At 68.5% G+C, this 20,110-nt stretch carries 17 protein-coding genes and 1 pseudogene; 10 read left to right on the forward strand and 8 right to left on the reverse strand.

Features of this window, described 5'->3' with window-relative positions; all coding sequences use genetic code 11:
- Window positions 1-8 precede the first annotated feature (8 nt).
- Both ACGFML_RS17800 and ACGFML_RS17805 read right to left on the reverse strand, forming a co-directional pair.
- Complete coding sequence (locus ACGFML_RS17800) at window positions 9-485, reverse strand: MarR family winged helix-turn-helix transcriptional regulator (RefSeq protein WP_393544645.1); 477 nt, start codon at window positions 483-485, stop codon at window positions 9-11.
- Between the two features lie 86 nt (window positions 486-571).
- Window positions 572-1,861 carry an aminotransferase class I/II-fold pyridoxal phosphate-dependent enzyme gene (locus tag ACGFML_RS17805; protein WP_393544647.1) on the reverse strand — a complete coding sequence of 430 codons (1,290 nt, stop codon included), beginning with the start codon at window positions 1,859-1,861 and terminating at the stop codon, window positions 572-574.
- Between the two features lie 182 nt (window positions 1,862-2,043).
- On the opposite strand from ACGFML_RS17805, the gene ACGFML_RS17810 reads away from it, so the two are divergent.
- A complete protein-coding gene (locus ACGFML_RS17810; RefSeq protein ID WP_393544648.1) occupies window positions 2,044-2,262 on the forward strand; it encodes an acyl carrier protein in 219 nt (72 codons plus the stop codon).
- Window positions 2,259-3,482 carry a beta-ketoacyl-[acyl-carrier-protein] synthase family protein gene (locus tag ACGFML_RS17815; protein WP_393544650.1) on the forward strand — a complete coding sequence of 408 codons (1,224 nt, stop codon included), beginning with the start codon at window positions 2,259-2,261 and terminating at the stop codon, window positions 3,480-3,482. Before ACGFML_RS17810 ends, ACGFML_RS17815 begins: the two co-directional genes overlap by 4 nt.
- Here the strand turns inward: ACGFML_RS17815 and ACGFML_RS17820 are convergent.
- On the reverse strand, window positions 3,411-4,271 hold the full coding sequence (locus ACGFML_RS17820; RefSeq protein WP_393544651.1) for an SDR family NAD(P)-dependent oxidoreductase: 861 nt from the start codon (window positions 4,269-4,271) through the stop codon (window positions 3,411-3,413). The two genes, ACGFML_RS17815 and ACGFML_RS17820, sit on opposite strands and share 72 nt — an antisense overlap.
- Before the next feature lie 89 nt (window positions 4,272-4,360).
- Window positions 4,361-5,668, reverse strand: a complete 1,308-nt coding sequence (locus ACGFML_RS17825; RefSeq protein ID WP_393544653.1) for a wax ester/triacylglycerol synthase domain-containing protein — start codon at window positions 5,666-5,668, stop codon at window positions 4,361-4,363.
- Between the two features lie 433 nt (window positions 5,669-6,101).
- Here ACGFML_RS17825 and ACGFML_RS17830 point away from each other — a divergent pair, with 433 nt between their 5' ends.
- The 8 genes and pseudogenes from ACGFML_RS17830 to ACGFML_RS17865 form a co-directional block, all read left to right on the forward strand.
- On the forward strand, window positions 6,102-7,457 hold the full coding sequence (locus ACGFML_RS17830; protein WP_393544655.1) for a cytochrome P450: 1,356 nt from the start codon (window positions 6,102-6,104) through the stop codon (window positions 7,455-7,457).
- Between the two features lie 1,192 nt (window positions 7,458-8,649).
- Window positions 8,650-9,891, forward strand: coding sequence for an acetyl-CoA carboxylase biotin carboxylase subunit family protein (locus ACGFML_RS17835; protein ID WP_393544656.1), 1,242 nt, complete (start codon window positions 8,650-8,652; stop codon window positions 9,889-9,891).
- A 39-nt stretch (window positions 9,892-9,930) separates the two neighbouring features.
- Complete coding sequence (locus tag ACGFML_RS17840; RefSeq protein ID WP_393544658.1) at window positions 9,931-11,967, forward strand: hypothetical protein; 2,037 nt, start codon at window positions 9,931-9,933, stop codon at window positions 11,965-11,967.
- Window positions 11,968-12,775: 808 nt separating this feature from the next.
- Window positions 12,776-13,327 (forward strand): hypothetical protein, encoded by a 552-nt coding sequence (locus tag ACGFML_RS17845; protein WP_393544708.1) that lies wholly within the window; start codon window positions 12,776-12,778, stop codon window positions 13,325-13,327.
- A gap of 243 nt (window positions 13,328-13,570) precedes the next feature.
- Window positions 13,571-14,566: a sensor domain-containing protein gene (locus tag ACGFML_RS17850; protein WP_393544659.1), complete on the forward strand. Its 996-nt coding sequence runs from the start codon at window positions 13,571-13,573 to the stop codon at window positions 14,564-14,566.
- Window positions 14,563-16,335 (forward strand): DNA/RNA non-specific endonuclease, encoded by a 1,773-nt coding sequence (locus tag ACGFML_RS17855; protein WP_393544660.1) that lies wholly within the window; start codon window positions 14,563-14,565, stop codon window positions 16,333-16,335. Before ACGFML_RS17850 ends, ACGFML_RS17855 begins: the two co-directional genes overlap by 4 nt.
- A gap of 46 nt (window positions 16,336-16,381) precedes the next feature.
- Window positions 16,382-17,425, forward strand: coding sequence for a hypothetical protein (locus ACGFML_RS17860; RefSeq protein WP_393544662.1), 1,044 nt, complete (start codon window positions 16,382-16,384; stop codon window positions 17,423-17,425).
- A 66-nt stretch (window positions 17,426-17,491) separates the two neighbouring features.
- Window positions 17,492-17,599, forward strand: a pseudogene (locus ACGFML_RS17865) (IS5/IS1182 family transposase); the annotation flags it as partial.
- Window positions 17,600-17,648: 49 nt separating this feature from the next.
- Here ACGFML_RS17865 and ACGFML_RS17870 read toward each other — a convergent pair.
- The 4 genes from ACGFML_RS17870 to ACGFML_RS17885 are packed head-to-tail and all read right to left on the reverse strand — an operon-like array spanning window position 17,649 to window position 20,109.
- Complete coding sequence (locus tag ACGFML_RS17870) at window positions 17,649-17,849, reverse strand: hypothetical protein (protein ID WP_393544664.1); 201 nt, start codon at window positions 17,847-17,849, stop codon at window positions 17,649-17,651.
- Complete coding sequence (locus ACGFML_RS17875) at window positions 17,849-18,607, reverse strand: SRPBCC domain-containing protein (protein WP_393544665.1); 759 nt, start codon at window positions 18,605-18,607, stop codon at window positions 17,849-17,851. Before ACGFML_RS17875 ends, ACGFML_RS17870 begins: the two co-directional genes overlap by 1 nt.
- 30 nt (window positions 18,608-18,637) lie before the next feature.
- Window positions 18,638-19,885 carry a cytochrome P450 gene (locus tag ACGFML_RS17880; protein ID WP_393544667.1) on the reverse strand — a complete coding sequence of 416 codons (1,248 nt, stop codon included), beginning with the start codon at window positions 19,883-19,885 and terminating at the stop codon, window positions 18,638-18,640.
- An 8-nt stretch (window positions 19,886-19,893) separates the two neighbouring features.
- Window positions 19,894-20,109, reverse strand: coding sequence for an MbtH family protein (locus ACGFML_RS17885; protein WP_393544668.1), 216 nt, complete (start codon window positions 20,107-20,109; stop codon window positions 19,894-19,896).
- Window position 20,110: the final 1 nt, after the last annotated feature.

Consider the following 20,110-nt stretch of genomic DNA (forward strand, 5'->3'; position numbering starts at 1 on the left):
TATGCCGGTCAGCCTGTGGGCAGGCCGATCTGGTCGCGTTCGAGCACGGAGCGCAGCTCCGAGAGGATCTGTACGGCGGCCGGTCCTGAGGGACCGCCGAGGACGTCCGTGGTCAGCTCGACCAGTGTTTCGGTGAAGGACGCCTCCGCCGCCTCGACGAGTTGCAGGCCTCCGGCGGTCAGGTCCAGCAGCGATGAGCGGCGATCCGATGGATTGGTTCGCCGTATGACCCACGCCTGTTTCTCCAGGCGGTCGATGCCCTTGCTGGTCGCGCCGATCCCGATGGCGAGTTCGGTGGCGAGGTCCGCCACCCGGGACCCGGGGTGGTCGCGCAGGAAGCGCAGGAATTCGAACTGCGAGGTGACGATCCCGTGCCGCTCGCGAAGGCGGTCGTTCAGCGCGTTGTAGAGGCGTGTCTCGCAGCGGACGAGATCGGTGAAGAAGCCCGGAAGGTCGATCGGGCCACGGCTTGACTTAGATGCCATGGCATATATTTTTGCCTACATGCCTAGGCATATAGCCCTCAAGGCAAACCACTGTCCCCAACCGACCGGCCCAAGGCATTCTCTCGCTACCGCTTGCCCGCACGGGCCGACAAAGCTCCTGTCCCGTTGCCGTTAGCCGTGGCGGCAGGGATTTCCGCCGGTCGTACGATCCGTACCGGGGTGTGCCCGCCCTGTGGGGTTCGGGGGATGAGGCCCTCCTTCCGCCCGACCTCCTCGAACGCGCCCAGCACACGGGCCAGGTGCTGGTCCGTGTGCGCAGCTGTCAGCGTGACGCGCAGAACTTCGCGGCCCGCCCTGACGCCGGGATAGGTCATGGGGGCGGTGAACACTCCTGCTCTGCACAGCTCTCGCCACATGCGCAGACACCGTTCGCGTCCCCTGGCGAGCACGGGCACGACGGGGGTCACTGAGGTCCCGGTGTCGTATCCGAGGGCGCGCAGACCGTTGTGGAGTTGCTCGGCGAGGTCGAGCACCCTTACGCGGCGCGCTGGTTCGGTCTGAAGGATTTCGAGTGCGGCCAGTGCGGCGGCGACGTTGGCCGGTGAGGCTGCTGCGGTGAACAGCGCTGTGCGGGCGTGGAAGCGCAGGTAGTGGATCACCTCGGCCGGTCCGGCGATGACTCCGCCCACGGAGGCCAGACTCTTGGACAGGGCACTGGTGACCAGCAGGGGACGCAGCCTGAAGTGGTCCCCGGCGCCGGCGCCGTTGGGCCCGAGAACTCCGAGGTCGTGGGAGCTGTCCACGACAATCCGCGCGCCGTAGGTGTCTGCCAGCCTCATCAATTCCGGGAGTTTGCAGATGTCTCCGTCGACGGAGAAGACACCGTCGGTGAGAATGAGCTTTCCGGCTTTGTCGGCGGTGGATGCGAGTAGTTCCTCCAGGTGGGGCATGTCGCCGTGCAGGAATTTGCGTTCCTCGGCGTCACCGAGACGGATTACCTCATCCAGCGAGGCATGGTTCGAAAGGTCGCTGAAGACGAAGTGGTCTTCTGTCAGCAGCGGAGCCAGCATCAGATTCGCCTGGTATCCGGACGGCAGGACGGCCGCTGCCTCCTGCCCCAGGAATGTGGCCAGTCGGTCCTCCAGCTCCTCATGGAGGACCAGGGATCCGCTCACTGCACGTGATCCGCCCAGCGAGGTGCCGAAACGCCTCACCGCGGCAACAGCGGCCTCCCGTACCCTGGGATCGGCCGAGAGGCCAAGGTAGTCGTGGGAAGCGGCCATGATCACCCGCTTGCCTTCGAAGTCGACCGCCGTGCCGTCGAATGTGGCTTCGATCGCCCGGTAGTAGCAGTCCCGTCCCCCATCGCGCAGTTGTTCCACTGCCCATGAGCGGCACTTCTCCAACACGTCCATCCGTGCGATCTCCAGTTTGGCTCGGAGCGGTACGGGCCCGCTCGGCGGACGGGCTTCTGAGTCAGCCAGCAATATGTCATCTCGGCGCTTTGGTCGACCACTTCAGCCTCGGCAGCAGATTCCATCGAGGGGGATGATGATATTTTGGCGAGCCTTTATCACGCCCTCGACGCCGGAGAAACATGTCATTCGATGAACTGAAAAATATTATGATCGCCCTTGGGATTCCCGAGCCGGATATCCGGTTGGATGCCCCACGGGAGGACGTGGGCCTCGACTCCATCGGCGCGGTGGAATTGGCCTTGGTCCTGCGCCGGGAGAAGGGGCTGGCCGTGACGGAGGAGGAGATCAAAGCCGCCGCTACGGTCGGGGACATCGCCGCACTCGTGGCGGCGCGGTGAGCTTCCGTAGGACCGTCCAGGACGTGTGCGTTACTGGTCTCGGCCTGGTGACGCCGGCCGGCGACGGCTGGCACGCCACCTGGGACCGGGTGTGCGAGGGAATGCCGACCGCCGCTCTGGGGCCGCCGACGCCGGTCCCGCACCTGGCATGTTCGGTCGCGTCTTTCGAGCCGGCGCGCCTCGGCCGGGCCCGGTCCCGCAAGCCCGATCGCTGCACTCAGTTGGCGCTCCTCGCGGCGCGCGAGGCGCTGAGCGATGCCGGACTGGAGCCGGCGTGCTGGGACGGGGCTCGCGTCGCGGTGATCGTGGGATCCAGCAGCGGCGGGGCCGAGACGCTGGAGTCCGAGCACCGCGCGCTGCTGTGGAAGGGTGCGGAAGAGGTGTCGCCGTATGCGGTGCCGGCTTCCTTGAGTAACTCCGTGTCGGCGCAGCTGACGATTGAGTTCGATGCCAGGGGCCCCAGCCATACGGTCAACACCGCCTGCGCGTCGGGGGCGACTGCCATTGGCACGGCGCTGGATCTGCTGGCCCTGGGGCGTTGTGACATCGCTCTGGTGGGTGGCGCCGACGCCGTGATCACGCCCTACTACATCGCCGGTTTCGACCGGGTCGGCGCGCTGTCGCATCGTTTCGACGATCCGGCTGGAGCGCTGCGCCCGTTCGACGCACAGCGGGACGGCTTCGTCATGGGTGAGGGAGCCGGGATGCTGGTGCTGGAGCGTACCGCCGATGCCCGGGCCCGTGGGGTCGGAGCGCGGGCCCGGATCAGGGGGTTCGGTGCCTCTTCGGACGCTCACCATGTGGTGAAGCCCAGCCCCGACGGTGCCGGGCTCGCGGCGGCCCTGCGCGAGGCTCTCGACCGGGCCGGTGCATCGGTGGACGACGTCTCACACATCAACGCCCATGGCACCGGCACGCCGCTCGGTGACAGGGTGGAAGCGGCCGTGCTGGCCGATCTGTTCCCCCACCGTCCCCTGGTGACGTCCACCAAAGCGGTGACCGGACACCTGATGGGTGCGGCAGGCGCGGTGGAGGCGGCCCTGACCGTCCTGGCGGTCGAGCAGGGCCTCGTGCCGCCAACCGCCAATCTGGACGACCTCGATCCGGCTGTTGCTCTCGACATCCCTACCAAGTGCCGGGAGAAGCGGCTACAGCTGGCGCTCTCCCTGTCCATGGGCTTCGGCGGCCAGAACGCCGTGCTCGCCATCACCCCCAGCTGACTCCCCGGCGCCCCCGTACGCGACGGTCGTGAAGTCGTCGGCCAGACCAGGGAGGGTCAGGAGCCGACGTGGAACGTGCCGCAACAGCCCGGCCAACAGCTTGTAGCGCGCACTCGGCACACAGACGACGGGCGGGCGGCGTCGGTGGATGGCCCGCACCGCGCGCTCCGCGACGTACGGCGATGCGAGCGTCAGTAGCGGCGGTGACGGAGCGATCCCGGCCAGTTCGTGGAACCGCGAGGTGGTGTGTCCCAGCACCAGAGCCGTCAGGGCAACCGGCGAAGCGCGCAGCCGACGGGAGTAGGCCAGCGACTCGGTCAGTGCCAGGCCGAACGCCTTCGACGCACCGTAGGTGGTGCCCTGCCAGACGGGGCTGATGGCGGCCACCGATGTGACGTTCAGGACCCGCCCGCTGCCACGTTGAAGCATTGCCGGCAGCGCGGCGTGCAACAGGCGGGCGGGCGCGACGACGTTGAGCATCAGCATCCGCTGCTCCTGCTCCCACGTGGTGTGCTCGAAGGACGTCCCCAGGGCGGCGCCGGCATTGTTGACCAGGATGTCGGCGTCGCACGCCGCCTCGGCCACCCGCTCCAGGTCGGCTTCGACGGCCAGGTCGGTGTGCAGGGTGCGCACATCGATCCGATGCTCGGCCTCAAGGCCGACGGCGAGCCGGTCGAGCGCCTCCCCGCTGCGCGCGGCAAGGACGAGATCGTGGCCGCGCCTGGCGAGCGCGCGGGCGATGTCCGCGCCGATCCCGTAACTCGCGCCGGTGACCAGGGCCTTTCGCATGGCAGTCTCCTCAAGCCTCGGCCTATGGCGGCGTTCTGCTGCGGCGGTACCGCCGTCGTGTGTGCGTATCCATGCGGGCGGGGTGCGTGTCATGGCGAGGGCACGCCCGCGCGCGTCGGCTCATCGAGGCTGACGGTGATTTCGTCGTGCAGGCGCTCCAGTGCGTCCGCCCACAGGGCAACGAGGTTGCCGACCTCGTCCACGGCGCGGTCGAAGGTGACGCTGGCGACGACCTGGTCTCCGTAGGAGAGGAACACCATCTCGAAGAGGTCCTTGTCCAGGAACGCGGTCGTCACCACCGTCTCGATCGGGTCCGCCCCCATCGCCAGCCGACCTGGAAGGCGCATCAGACCGGACGTGGCGACGCTGCACTCCACCTTGGCAGCGACACTCCGGAAGATCCGGTACACAAGCCACTCCGGAAGGCTCACCTGAGCCCGCAGAACACGCCGCATGCCCTCGGTCTTGACCGGCCGAGTCGCACGGGCGATGGCGGCGACACGAGTGATCGGGGACTGCTCCCAGAACGACAGGGGGATTCGGACGGCCGAGAGTCTGTTGCCCACCGTGAACCGTTCCTCCGGCGTGCGCACGGAGACGGGCAGATTCGCATACAGTTCGCGGCCCCGCTGCTGGGGCGCGATCCAGCTCTCAGACATCCAGCTGCGTACCGCCTCCGCGAGAGCGGCCAGGCAGACGTCATTCGAGCTGGCCCCCAGCGCCCGCCCGGTCTCTCGCAGCCATGACTCGGGCACGGCTGCCGATACCACCCGGGCCTTGCCGCTCAGGGTGCGCTGCGTCGACCAGCGCAGCGAAGGCCGCAGGCCTTTCACCGCATCGGTCATCAGCCAGGCGACGGCTTGCACCGGAATCCGCTGCCACCAGAACCGGCCTGCGTCCGATACAGCGGCGGCCGCACGGGCCGGGGAGGAGACGGGCGGTTCTGTACCGAACAGTGCCGTCAGTGCGTCCATCATTGCCTGCCCGTCCTGGGCGGCGTGGTGAGCACGGTAGAACAGCGCGTACTCGCAGTCGGAGTATCCGTGAACGAGCCACACTCCCCAGCGCGGCGACTCCTCATCAAAAGGGGCGACGAGGAGCTTGTCCACGGCCTCCTCCAGTGCAGTGGGGCCCTCCGGGATCCGGACTTCGTGAACATGGTCGTACGGATCGAAGGCGGGATCGGCCTCCCACACCGTCCGGCGCCCGCGCTTGGTCACGGTGCACGCCAGCGTCGGCATCCGCTCGATGCGGCAGGCGATCTGCTCCTGCACCCGGCTCAATTCCGGAGCGCGGCCCTTTGCATGCAGGACCATTCCGATGTTGGGTCGGAAACCGCTCTGCTCTCGCTCATATCGAATGAAACAGCCGTCGACTGCATTCAGGCGTTGGATCATCGGTTCCCCAAAAGGCAAGGCAAGGCGACGGCGTACGGCAACGCCCTCGCGACGGCGTGAATGTCCCACTGGACTACGAGGGCTAACCGACCACCCGGAGCAAAGGTCACTTCCCCACCGCTGCCCCCAGCCCCTGCACAGCGGCAGTCCCGGCCATGCCACCAGCGCTTGGTGCCTCGTGCGTGTGACGTCAGACCGCGGAGCGTGACATGCCCGACGCCACCGCGTTGGCCAGGCGCACAGATCCCGCGCACAGATCCCGCGCACATCGGCCACGGTCACGGCCGTCGAGCAGTATCCGCCCCAGCACACGACGCCGTCGCGGCCCGTGTCCAAGCGAAAAGCCAGCCGCATGCGAAGCGATACCGACCGCGCGGCCGCTCGATGCGGCGCCGCGCCGGAGACGGCGAAAGTTCCGTCGCCCTCCTACACGATGACGGCCCTCCCGAGAGCGCTGCCTCTGCTCGGCCACGCGCCATGGTTCGCGCTCAAGCCGCTCGACTTCCTGACGTCGCTCGCCAGCCACGGTGACCTCGTACGTATCAGGTTGGGTCCACTCCGGGCGTACGTGGTGTGCCACCCCACACTGGTCCACCAACTCCTGCTCGCAGACCGAACCTTCGACAAAGGCGGCCCGTTCTACGACAAACTGCGGGAGATCGCGGGAAACGGCGTGGGAACGTGCCCCGCCTCGGCGCACCGGCGACAGCGCCGACTGGTCCAGCCGGCCTTCCACCGAGACCGGATGCCCGGCCACACCCATGTGATGGCCGAGGAAGTCGCAGCACTCACGGCACCCTGGCAGAACGGCCAGACCCTGGACGTGCCCGACGCGATGCATCGGCTCAGCACGGCCGTGGTGGTCCGGTGTCTGTTCGACCCCCGTACCGACACCTCCGGCATCCCCGCATTGCAGTCGAGCATCGACGCCATCGTCGACGGCATCACCCGACGGATGACATGGTCGATGCCTCTGCTCCACCGTCTTCCGACACCGGGCAACCGCCGATACGAGCGGGCCCGCCTCCACGTGCGCCACCTCACCAACGCCCTGATCTCCGAGCTCCGCTCCACGGGAGCCGACCGCGACAACCTGATGTCCCTGCTGATGGCCCCAGACGCGGACGGTGCGTTCCTGAGCGACACCGAAGTCCACGACCAGGTCGTCACCTTCCTCCTCGCCGGGGTACAAAGCATCGCCATCACACTGAGTTGGGCTTGGTACCTGATCGGCGCCCACCCCGACATCCAGAGACGACTGGACGACGAGGTCGACGCCGTACTCGGCGGCCGTCCCGCCCAGCTCACCGACCTGGACTCCCTCGATCTGACCGGCCGCATCGTCACCGAAACCCTGCGCCTGTACCCACCGGACTCTCTGCTGCTCACCCGGACCACCGCCACCGATACGGAACTCGGCGGACACCCACTACCGGCCGGCACCACCATGGTCTTCAGCCCCTACCAACTCCACCGACGTCCGGACACCTACCCCGCCCCCGACCGCTTCGCCCCGGAACGCTGGAACGCCATCGACAAACCAGCGGCAGGCACCTTCGTGCCCTTCGGAGCTGGACCGCGCAAATGCATCGCCGACACATTCGTCCGAACCCAGGCCACGCTCGCCCTCGCCACAGTCGCAGCCCGCTGGCAGCTCCGTCCCATCCCGGGCCAGACCATCCGCCCCGTCGGCCAAGCAGTCCGCGCACCTCACAAGCTCTCCATGCGGCTGAATCAGCGCCCGTCCGCCCCGATAGGGAAACCGACATCTGAGACCGACAGCCAGTAGCGTCCCATCTGCAGTCCGATCGGCGATGAATCCCACGCACAGCCCGGCATCCGGTCGAAGCGTCAGCCGGATCCCTTTCGCAACCAACTGGCTGCCGGGGTGCCAGCAACTCCTATGCCCCGCCATCTCGCACGGAGCCGGGTCATAGGCAGCGTCTGATACACCCTCGCGACCGCAGCCAGGTGCCCGGGCGGTGCACACTCCTCCGTACCTGACGCAATTCGGCTCCGCACGAGGGGTGACGTCATGACGAGGCCCGGATCAGTCCGGTCTTTGGTAGTGAATCCGTCGAGCAGGCTGGGTTGTTACTGCATGTGTTTCAGGCGGATGCAGGTCAATGCGGCGAGTTCGTCGATGCTCTGGGCGCCGGCGTCGTCTACACGCAGGTCGCGAAGGGCGCGGCCTGCGCCCTCGGTGTGGCGGCCACCACCGACGGCCGTATTGGCGAGCTCAAGTGGTCAGCGCAGCACCGCTGTTCATAAGGGCAGCGTCGGGGACTGTCTGATCGGTGGGTCCTCCGGGGCGGCAGGCTGCTGACCGTGGGAGCGCGCTGATCCCCGTGCGGGAGTCGGGACCAAGGCCGCGCCATTCGCTGGCGCCGTTGGTGAACCCTGAGGCTGATCGTGATGTCCTCCTTCGCGATCCGTCGTTGTCGTCCAGAGTCAGATTCAGGGTGTTCCTTGAGCTGGGATGGAGAATGTTCTGCCGGGCCTGGGCGAGGGCCGTGAGCGCCGGGAGAATTGGTGGGTGCTGTCCCGGGCCGGGGTCTGACTCATGAAAACTCTGACCGCGGTGTCCTACTCACGCTGTGTCGACAGCTGACGGGGATGGAGACGGCAGGCGCAGCTGAGGGCGCCGGGCAGGCGGGCGACGACACCGCACAGAGCTGACTCACCGCCGCCGCAGGGTGGCACCGCACGGGGCAGGGCCCGGACCGCGACGCGCGGGACGGGCCCTGCTGCCGGACCGGGGCTCTGGTGGGCGGCGCGATGACGAGCGACGGGAGTGACACCCATGAGGAATTGATCGAGGCGGCCGGGGAGGCGTCTCCGCGTGAACATGCCGTCTCCGCTCCTGCGCGCAGGAATGAGGTGCTTGCGCGCGGGCACGAGGTGCTTGCGAGGCAGATCGCCGGGCACGGTCGTGCCGGTCACGCCGTCGATGAGCGCACGCGTCGAAGGAGAAATGGTCTATGACACAGGGTGAACCGGTCACCAGGAATCCGGACAAAGGCTATATAGCGCTTCTTGGCTGGAGCCTCAATGCGGTGGAAGCCCTCGACCGGTTCGATCGGCGATACGTCGTCGTGGCGCCGGAGTGGGCCGAGGAGTACTGCGTCGACCACGACATCCCCTACCTGCCGTGGGATTTCGAACGGCTCAACGACCGCTCCTTGGAGATCGCCGAGACTCTTCAGAACGAGGGTGTCGACGTCGCGATCCCGCTCTTCGAGGAAACGGTTGAATGGGCAGGGGCGATCAACTCCGTGCTGCTGGACAACCCGCGTCTGTACGGTCAGGCCATGCTGCTGCGGGACAAGGCGCTGATGAAGCGCCGCGCGCAACTCGGCGGCATCCGGGTCGGAATATTCGAGGAAGCCCACGACCGGGACGACGTGATCCGCTTCCTCAAGCGCGTCAATCAGACCCTGCTCAAGCTGGACGGCGACCCGAACGACCCGATCCATCTCAAGGCGTTCGACAAGGCAGGATGCCTCGGGCACCGCGTCATCCGCACCCCGGACGAGGTCGACATGATTCCGGAGGAGGAGTTCCCGGTTCTCATGGAATCCCACCTCGATGGCTGGGAGTTCGCGGTCGAGGCGTGGGTGCACAACGGGAAGATCAAGTTCCTCAATATCTCCGAATACGTCACGCTGGGATATTCGGTGTTCGTGCCGGCAACTCCGCAACTGGAGCAGTACCGGCCGCAGATCACGGCGCAGATCGAGAAACTCATCAAGACGTTCGACATCGAGTTCGGCTTCGTGCACCCGGAGTATTTCGTCACCAGTGACGGCGAGATGTACTTCGGCGAGGTCGCCTACCGGCCGCCGGGCTTCAAGGTGTTCGAACTGCTGGAGCGGGCCTACGGGTTCAACGCCTACCACGGGTTGGTGCTGGCCTTCGACCCGAAGACGACCGAGGAGGAGATCGACGCCTTCTTCCCACGCGAGGTCGTTGACGCATCCGGTGTGGCCGGCTGCTTCGGCGTCTATCCGCGCCGCCGCGTCGTCAGCGACCTGGTGATCCCGGAGGAGACCGAGGACGACGACTACTACGAGTCGCATGACCTTTCGACGCCGCTCGAGGAGACTGTCACCAAGAGGACCGCGTTCGGCACCCACTGGGGTCTGCTGTACTTCTTCGGCGATGACTCCTACCGGATGCGCGACCTGTTGAAGAGGCAGGAAGAGCTCGACTTCTACGTCTGACGACCCGTGGATGCAGGAGACCAACCCGAGGGAAGACCTTTGAAACCGACCGTCGACGTCAGCGGTGAGGCCACGACGCTGGACAAGCGCGTGACTTCACTCGACGACGCCATCCAGGCCATGGCCGACACCCGCGACTTCGGCAAGCACACGAAGCTGCGGCGGGTCCTGGAAGCATTGCGGCGGGTGCTCATGCAGCCGGGTGGCGTCGCGGCGGTCCAGGCCAGGGCGCAGGCCCTTGAGGAAGCCGGCCTCTTCCGGGGGACGGACTGGGCGTCACCGGAGATCCTTATCCCGTCGCTGGTCAGCCCGGGTCTGCACAGCGCAGACGCGGACACCGTTGTGATGGAGGCGACCAGCGACCTGCGGATGCTCGCCGTCGCCCGCGGCGACTTCGCGCACCCGACGTTGCCCGCCGAGGACGCCCGCCAGTTCCTGTCCCAGGTACTGGCAACGAACCTGGAGCTGCTGTTCACCCCGCCCAGCGAGGCGGAGCGAACCCAGCAGGGCCGGACCGCACAGCTCATCCGGGACCTGTTCCGCCACCTCGCCGACGAGATCGGTTACGACAGCGTCCTGGACAACCTGGTCGACGAGATCTGGCGGATCCTGCGCCAGCGTCCGATCCAGGTCGAGGCGGTGCAGTCCCTGATCACCCGGATCGCGATCTACCGCAACGACCCGGACGTCGCTCTTGGCGTGTCGTCAGGGCAGGGCATCGACCGGCTCATCACGAGTCTGTTCGGGACCACCGAGGCGTGCCGGGAGGACCCGGGCTTCGAGGTCTTCCGGTCCCGGCTCGAGGCGATGGACGCCGGCGGTCTTCAGTACGAGGCGACGGGGTTCGCGCGGGCGATGCACGACACCGGCCTGGTGTCGCCGTACCACGCGGAACTGCTCCGGTTCCTGCTGCGCGAGAGCGACTACCTCTACCTCGTCGGTGAGGCGCTCGGGCTGTCCGACACCGGCCGGAACTGCCTGCTGCGCTACAGCCAACTGGTGCACCGGCTGATCGAGGTGGCCGTGCACCCGCAGACCGCGCAGTGCATCTACGGGCTGGCGCTGCTGCTCGACCGCGGCATCCTCTACGAGCCGCCGGTGGTGCCCGCGCTGTGGCGCCAGCTGGCGCTTGAGCTCTCCCCGGTCGCGCGGGAGCGGTTGACGACCGTCTTCGGCGAGGTGCCGGGTCCGCAGGCGCGGCTGGTCGCGGGGGTGCTCTCGATGCTGGGCCAGCCGCTCGGCGTCGGTCAGGGCGACAACCCCACCTGCCAGTCGGCCCGCGCGCTGTCGATGTGGGCCTACAACGACCCGGACTACCTGCTGCAAGTGGTGGTCTGGGCGGCCCGCGACGACGAGGTCCTCATGCACTTCGAGGGTCAGCCGATCTCGTCGAAGGACAGCGTGAGCGGAGTCGCGAGCACGCTGCCGATGGACCTGGACCCCGTGTCGCTGCTCGTGGTGCCCCACTTGGACCGGATCTACGCCGAGATGGGGCGGCGCTGCGCCGCGCGGCCGGGGGACCCGCACCGGTGGGTCAACCCCGAGTTCCACGGCTGGTGGACGGCGCGTGGGTTCCACATCAACGTCGACGTCGCGACCGGAAACCTGGTCGACCTGGACGATTTCCTGCGGCAGTTCCACGCCAGCTACCACCCGTCCTACAACGGTGAGCAGCCGCTGATCCACCCGCAGCCGGCCGGCGTCGCCGTCACCGACAGCGCGGGCCGCTACGTCGGCTGGCACGCGATCACGATCCTGCGGGTCGCGCCGGACCCACAGGACGTCATGCGGCTGTATTTCTTCAACCCGAACAACGACAGCGGCCAGGACTGGGGCGACGGCGTCGTCGTCTCCACCGCGGGCAACGGCGAGCGGTTCGGCGAGGCGTCACTGCCGTTCGACCAGTTCGCCTCGCGGCTCTACATCTTCCACGCCGACCCGCTCGAGCACGGCGAACCGGAGCGGGTGCCCGCCGAGGACGTCGCGCGGATCATCGGCTACATCGAGCGCAGCTGGGGCAACGACCGGCTACCCGCGGGGATGCTGCAAGCCGCCGAGAGGCCCACGAGCCTGTGAGCCCAGTACTCCGGATGTAGATCCTGAAGAGCCCGACAACGCCGCGGAGCGCGTGCCAGGCGTCGAGGCGCAGGCTGGGAGTTTGACGACAACTCCCAGGTCGCCGCAGCTTCGCCGTGCACCTGCCGGAGCACGGCTTCGGGGCGCAGTCCCCGGCCGCCCATCGGGCCCTTCCGGTGGCTGGACCAAGGGGCCCGGCCACCGGTCGACTTGGGGTGAGGTGGTGTGCTGCCACCGGGTACGTACGGCGGACAGGTCGGCTCCGCGCGGCGGCTGCCGACGACGAGCTGGTATGGCGTGGTGGCCGGGTCCTCGGTGGACGCCTCGATGCGCCGGCCGATGTGGTGGGTGATCTGGGGGAGGGAGCGCTGGAGGATGCGCCCGCCCCAGGGCTCTGGGGAGCCGACCGGTCCGGCGAGGAGGGCAAGCAGCTCTCGCGGGTCGGCCCCGGCGCCGAGGAGGCCACGGTGCTGTGCCTCCCGGAGGACCGTCACGGGGGCTACGGGGGTGCTACGCCGCGTCAGGGTGATCAGGCACTGCCACAGCTCGGCGTGCAGAGGGTGGGTTGCGCGCTCGCGGAGCCCTGTGGGCAAGGGGCCGTGAGACCGCAGGCGTATGTCAGGCAGCGCGCGAGGGCGTGTTCGGGAATGCGTCGGCGCGGCGGCTGTGACGCCGTGGTCACGGCTGCCACGTCAAGATCGTCCCACTACCCCGGAGCCCAGACTTACGGAGATCGGTACCTGCCAGAATTTTGCTGGGCGGTCTCGTCACCGGCGGTACTGTGCGACGCAGAACCAAGGGGGATGAGCTGGTGCGCCCAGTGCTGTTGGTGGATGTGGACGGACCACTGAATCCGTATGCCGCGAAGCCGCACCGTCGGCCCGAGGGCTATCAGACGCACCGCCTGCTGACGCCTCGCTGGGAGGCCGCCGAGCGGCGTCGGCTGACTGAGTGGGGACTGCCGAACAAGCCGGTGCAGCCGCTGCGGGTGTGGCTCAACCCGGATCACGGACCGGCGCTGGACGCGCTTCCCTTCGACCTCGTGTGGGCGACAACATGGGAGGAGGAAGCCAACGCCTTCGTCGCGCCAGTCCTGGGATTGCCCGAGCTGCCCTTCATCCCCTGGCCCTCGCCGCGGCCCGAGACCGGGGACGGTGTGTTCTGGAAGACGCCTGAGATCGTCGCGTGGGCGAAAGGCCATGCGTTCGCCTGGGTCGACGACGAGATCACAGAGGCGGATCGTGCCTGGGTGAAAGAACACCACGAAGGCCCCGCCCTACTGCACCGGGTCGACCCGCGATGCGGCCTTGCCATCGACGACTTCGCCGCCCTGACGGCATGGGCAACCGGCCTGGACTGACTCTGCAGCCGGTCGACAACCGGCTGCGACGCCGTCCTGCGTCATCGTTACGGGACAGCCCTCAGGCGGACCCCGATCAGGTGCGCGGCGCGCACTCACCTTTCCAACGCCCGGCATATGGCTGGGAGTTGTCGGTTTTGACGAATGCTCAGGATGTCCTCAAATCGAACGGGTGGGACTTGTTCTTGCGCACCGAATGAGTGACTCTACGTGCAACTTCTCGTGCAGAGCGCGATCTGAGCCATGGGGGAGATCAGGGTGGCTGACGAAACCGACTTCATCATCCAGCCGGCCAAGGATCCGGGCACCGGTGGGCCGGCCGGCACACCACCGCCCGCAGCCGGTGTGCCACCGCGTCCGGTCGGGCCACCGCCTGGGCCTGCTGGGCCACCGCCAGGTGTTGCCGGACCCGGGGCCGGTTCCGGAGCATCGGGGCTGGGCGGGCTGCTTCGGGCGCTGCAGCCGAAGCGCCGGGCGCCGGGATCCGGTACGGCCTCCCTGCCCCAGCAAGCGGGTACGCAGCCGCGGCAGGATGCTTCACGGAGTGAAGGCACGCGCGGCCTCACCGGGCTGCTCCGCCACTGGCCGCTGCTCGTTGCTGCGGTCGTGCCCTGCCTGATTTTGGCCGGCATCGGATGGTGGCTTTGGCCGGAGCAGCCGCCCGTCGGGCCGCCGCACATCGCAGCGGGCACCGTCCAAGCAGACCTCCTCAGTCCTGACAGCGTCAGCCGGGTGGCAGGGACGACGCTGGTGGCCGGCGCCCAGTCGGACCGGCCCGGCGCCGCGCTCAAGGTGTCGCCGCGGGCGTGCGCCGTCGCAGCGGGTCCGACGACCCAGTCGGTATACGGGGATGGCTGGAACGCGTTCCTGTCGGCTACCTATCGGGACTCCGCTGCCACCGGCTCCTACACCGTGAACCAGGTGATCGGCGTGTACCCGGACAGCAAGGATGCCGGTGCCGCCTTCTCCACCCTCACCAAGGGGCTGTCCAAGTGCCCGTCCTCGACGCGTACCGACCAGGCCGGCCGTACCTCGAAGTGGACATACAAGGCGAACCCCGCCACGGAGGTCGCCGTGGCGTGGACGGCGGCTCAGGACGCCGCCGCGAACTGGTCCTGCGCCCACCAGGCCCGAGTGAACGGCACGAGCCTCATCCAGGTCTCGGTGTGCCAGGCCGGTGACGGCCAGGCGACCGCCTCGAAGCTCACCGACAACCTCGCCAAGAAGGTGAGCCGATGACCGCGAACCCGCTCAAGCCTCCTGGTCGCCGCCGAGGCATACTGCGGCGCTTCCTCTTCCTGGTGCTGGTGGCGCTCCTGCCGGTCGTCGGCACAGCAGCCCCGGCCACCGCAGCCATGGCGTCGACGGGCACCGTCGCACCACTCGTTCCCACCGGGGACGTCTCGGCCGCTTCGGCGACTCTCGTACGGGAAGTCGAGGAATTCAACCGTCGCGAGGCGGAGTTCGCGGTGCAGGCGAAGGCGGTGGTCGCCGAGGCGGAGCGACTCACCAAGAAGGCCGAGGCGCTGCGCGCCGCCACGTCGAGGCTCAACTCCAAGAGCACTTCCGTGAACCAGAAGGCCGGCAACTTCAACTCACGCGCGGCATCCCTGAATGCGAAGACCAGGGCCCACAACAGCAAGCCGCACACCTTCCGGTTGCCCGCGCAGGCCGCCGCGGCCGCCGCCTACGATGCCGAGGCGAGCCAGCTGAGAGGCGAGCAGGCCCAGCTGCGGGGCATGCAGAGCAGCCTGCAGAGCGAGCAGAGCCAGCTCAGGCAGGAGGAGTCCAAACTCAGCTCTCAGAAGTCCCAGCTCACCGCTGACACCTCGGCGCACGACGCGAAGGCCGACGCGCTCCGGAGCAAGGAACAGCAACTACAGGACCTGGGGCATCGGTTGCTCCAGGAGATGGCCCAGGCCGTGCAGAGTTTCGACGCCAATCCGCCGAACCCGGTGGCGACGATGGACCAGGGCGGCGACGCTGCCGGCCCGCCGCAGTACCGCGACCAGGCGCAGAGCCAGGAAGCCGGCCTCGCCGACAGTCCGTCCGGGCAGCCGCAGGCCTCCGCTCTGAAGGCGTACGCCCAGCGGACGGGCACCACCGTGGACATGCACCCGGGTACGGCATATCTGACGCCTGAAGCGATTCAGCAGCTCCCCGCGTCGCAGGCAGCGCAGCTCGGCAGCCCGTCCACCACGTACGACGGTCTGGTCCGCAAGCCCAACGGGCGTTACAAGGCCCTCCGGGTGCAGGCGCCGGGGGCTACCGAAAGCCCGGGACAGAAAGCCTTCGAAAGGGCTTTGACGAAAAAGGGTCGGCTCGTCGCCTACAACCAGGAGGTGAAGCTCATCATCGACGAGCTCCAGGATGTTCCGGCATCGGGGGCCTCGGACCCCGGGCCTGGTACACCGCCGCCTCGGCGGAACGACAAGGCCGCCTGCCTCACCAAGAAGCCGGGCACGGCGAGGACCAGCGGCACCGGGTGGATCTCGAACACCAGCAAGGGCATCAAACGTCGCAACCTGACCGTGCCCAGCCGTCACAGCACCCGGGCCGCCACCGCGGAGGCGTGCCTGACGGACCCCCTGGAGAAGGGGACCGAGCCTGGTGGCGCCAACATCGCCGGCTGGGGGGACGCTCGGAAGATGTATCCCCAAGGCAACCTGGCCCGATGCCATCTGATTGCCAACGTCCTCGGTGGACTCGGCGAAGGGAAGCCGAACTGGTCGAACCTCGTCCCGTGCTGGCAAATCGGACTGAACATCAAAGGGGTGAGCATGCGGCACTACGAGATGGCGGTCCAGTCGGCGGTGGAAGGCCTGCCTAAGAACGCCGCCGTCCATTACGTCGTGACTCCCTTCTACCGGACCGGCGACAGCACCATCCCGGAGGGTGTCACGATGAGCGCCGAGGTTCAGCTGCCCAACGGGGCCTCGTGGCCCGTCTTCAACGAGGTGAGTCTGCTGAACGTTCCCTACGACGGTGGGCCCAACCTGGGGAACTGAGCCCGGTCCGCGGCACGAGAGAGTCCGGTACCACCTGGAGTTCGGCATGACCCGTACCACCCCGCCACGGCCGGCCGACGTCGCTGCCGTCTTCCCACGGCTGGGCCCGTTGGCCCGGACGGCGACCCGGCTGCACCCGCGGCCCGGTTCACCGTCCCGCCAGGACAGCTCGGTCGGGGGCCCGCTGCTGTGGCCTTCGGCCGAGCCGTGGCCGCACTGCGAGGGCACGCACTGGGCGCCGGATGTGCTTCCGGCGACTTCACCGGCGGATGTCAGGCTGCTGCGCGAGATCCGGTCAGCAGCCACAAGCCGGCCCCCGGAGGACCGCTTCTACACTCCGGATGAACGCGCCGTGGTGGCACGGATCAACGCCGGCCACCCGTGTCCGGCGGGTCCGGTCGCGTTGCTGCCCGTGGCCCAGCTGTACGTCCGTGAGGTGCCTGACCTGCGCCCGCCCGAGGGGGCGGACCTGCTCCAGGTGCTGTGGTGCCCGTTCGACCACCCGGGGGAGATCATGCCCAGAACCGAGCTGTTCTGGCGGTCCGCCGCCGCGGTCGGCGGTGTCCTCACCATGCCGCCGGAGCCCGCCGCGATGCAGCACAGAGGCTATCTGCCGGAACCATGCCTGCTCTCTCCCGAGCAAATCACCGAGTACCCGCTGACCGTCGAGCTGGAGCCGGACCTGTGCGAGGAGATCGAGGCATGGAGTGTCCGGCAGAAGGCGGGGGAGCTGCCGGGCAGCGCCTATGAGGGGATGGAGGAGATGTACTACGACAGGGAGTTGGCCGTCTCCCCCGGCTGGAAGGTCGGCGGCTGGGCGCCCTGGAGCTTCACCGACCCCACCACCCAGCACTGCCGTGTCTGTGACAGCCCGATGGAGCCGATGTTGACCATCGCGTCGAGGGAACAGAAGACGGGCATCGGTAGCTGGACGCCCCTTGAAGACCAGGCGGCGGCCGCCTCGTCCCCGGACGCCGTTCCCCCGGATCCGACGACCCCGACCCAGGTCACCATCGGCGACGCTCACCACCAGCAGATCTACGCCTGCCCCGCGTCTCCGGAACACCCGCACACTGCCCTGGTGCAGTAGCCGTCGCCGTACGGTACCCATGGATTGCCGCACGAGTGCGTCGGCCCGTGCCAGGTTCGGCACCACTCGCAGCCGGGCGAGGCTGTGACGGGACAGGATCATCCGACCGATCGCGGCAAGCTGGGATCGAAGATGCACCTGACCACCGACCGGGGCCGGACTGCCCCTGTCGCCGGCGAACCGGCCCCGGCGCTCCCGCGCCCGGGCCGGCTTCCGGAGCGGGCTACCAGCGGCGGCGCGGCGGCACCGGGTGGAGCTTGGCGGTGAGCGCCGAGAGGAAGGTCGGGAGCTTGTCGACCATGGCTTTGGGGACCGGGGTGGACTGGACGGTACCCCTCCTCACGTCCTGGACGACGAGGGCGTAGGTGCCGTTCTCCTCGATGAGTTCGGCGGCAAAGAGCAGTGTCTGCGTGGAGGTTTCCATCAGAGCTCCTGAGCTTGGGTGTCGTTGAGCCAGGCGGTCCACGCCTCGGTGGCCTGCTCCTCGTCGCTGTCCTCGGCGAACAGGTGGTGGCCGAGCCAGATCGGCACGTTCCAGGTGCTGCCGTTGAAGAACCGGTACAGGGCGTCCGGGCCTCGTAGACCGACGAAGTCGGTGCTGAGCCAGTCGACGACCACCTCCACGGGGTCACGGTCCGGGCCGGGGGCGAGGAGCGTGAACCGGTCGCCGACGGCCGCGTCGTCGTCGAGACCGAGGCGTCGGCGCAGGGCGGCGAAGTCGGCCGGGTCGGCGGTCGGTTCGGGGCGCTGGGACCTGACGTAGACGGCGGGGCGGCCGGCGAAATGCTGGAGGTACTCGGCGAGGGCGTGCTGGTGGAAGTCGACGTACTTCTCGGCCACGTCCGACTTGGCGTCCCAGTTCCAGGCGTCGTCGACGATGCCCGTGTGCACCCAGTGGATTCCCATCCGCAGGTGGCTCGTGACGCCGTCGGCCGGCTCGATGCGGTAGCTGAGCGTGTTGGAGAACCCGCCGTCCCGGGTCGCCCGGACAGCGAAGTGGTGCGGTGGCTCCCACGCCACGACGGTGGCATCTCCCCGGGTGACCTTTCCGCCGACGCGCGGCTCGATCTCCATCGGATAGAGCCAGCCGAGGTTGCCGGGGCCGGTGGCGACCGCGTCCCAGACCTGGTCGGGTGGGACGGGCAGGTCCTGCTCCCGGCGGACCTCGAACTCTCGGGCCATGGTCGGTTCTCCTTCGTCGTCGTTCAGGTGTCAGTAGGCAAGCGGGAGGGCGGTCAGCCGCCGTTGCAGCGGGTTGTCCCGCCAGTCCAGCGCCGACCCCTCGGCCAGCCGCAGTTCGGGGAGCCTGCGCACCAGCGTGCCGATGGCCACCTCCGCCTGGAGCTTGGCCAGCGGGCCGCCGAGGCAGAAGTGCGGGCCGTGGCCGAAGCTCAGGTGCCGGTTGCCGGGGCGGGACAGGTCGAGCCGGTCGGGGTCCTCGAAGCGTTCGGGATCGCGGTTGGTCGCGCCGAGGAACAGGTACACCAGCTCGCCCTCGCGCAGCGTCCGTCCGCCGATCTCCAGGTCTTCCGCGGCGACCCGGACGATCGCCTGGGTCACTGTGTCGTAGCGGGTCAGTTCCTCGACGGCGCCGCGGATCAGGCTCGGGTCCCCGCGCAGCCGGGCCAGTTGGTCCGGGTGGCGCAGCAGGGCCAGCACGCCGTTGCCGATCAGGTGGGTGGTGGTCTCGTCGCCGGCGGTGATCAGGACGAAGCAGGTGGACAGCAGTTCGGAGTCGGTGAGCCGGTCGTCCTGTGTCTGGGTGGCGACCAGGGCGCTGATCAGGTCGTCGCCCGGTTCACGCCTGCGCTGCCTGATGAGCCCGGACAGGTACTCCTCGTACTGGTCGATCGCCGCCTCGGACTTGTCGATGTCCTCGCTGAGCCGGCCGAAGCGGCGGAACCAGCTCTTGACCCGCGGTCGGTCCTCGTCCGGAATGCCGAAGAGCTCGCAGACGACGGACATCGGCAGCGGGGAGGCGACGGCTTCGATCAGGTCCATGGTCGGCCCGGCCGCGACCGCCTCGTCGATGAGCCGGTCGACGATCCGCTGGATGCCGTCGCGCAGGGCCTCTACCCGCCGGGCGGTGAAGGCCCTGTTGGCCAGTTTGCGCAGCCGGGCGTGGTCCGGCGGGTCGGTGTTGGTCATCACCCGGCCGAGTCGCTCGGTGAGCCGGCTGAGGGCTTTGAGGTCGCCGCCGAGCGCGCTGTAGGCGCGGGTCATCCGGTCCCGGTCGCTGGACAGCCGCAGGTCTCCCAGGGCCGCCTCGACGTCGGCGTACCGGGTGAGGTACCAGATGCCCTGGGGGCTGCAGTGGACCGGGTCCTCGCGCCGCATGCGGGCGTAGAACGGGTACGGGTCCCGCCGGGCCCCGGAGGTGAACAGGGCCGCGGCGAGGTCGTCGGGCCGGACGGGGCCCGCGGCGTCGCGGGCCCCGCCCAGTGTGTCGGTGGTGGTCACGTGCCGTGCTACCGCTGGGCGTTCATGGCGTCGGCGAGGCTCTTGGGCCGCATGTCGGTCCAGGCCTGCTCGATGTGCTCCAGACAGGCGGCGTGGGAGTCGGGGCCGTGTACGACGGTCCAGCCGGCCGGGACGTCCGCGAACTGAGGCCAGAGCGAGTGCTGGTTCTCGTCGTTGACGAGGACGAGGAAGGTGCCGTCCTCGTCGTCGAAGGGGTTGGTCATG

Origin of the sequence: Streptomyces sp. NPDC048650 (assembly GCF_043199095.1) — a bacterium.
Lineage (GTDB): Bacteria > Actinomycetota > Actinomycetes > Streptomycetales > Streptomycetaceae > Streptomyces.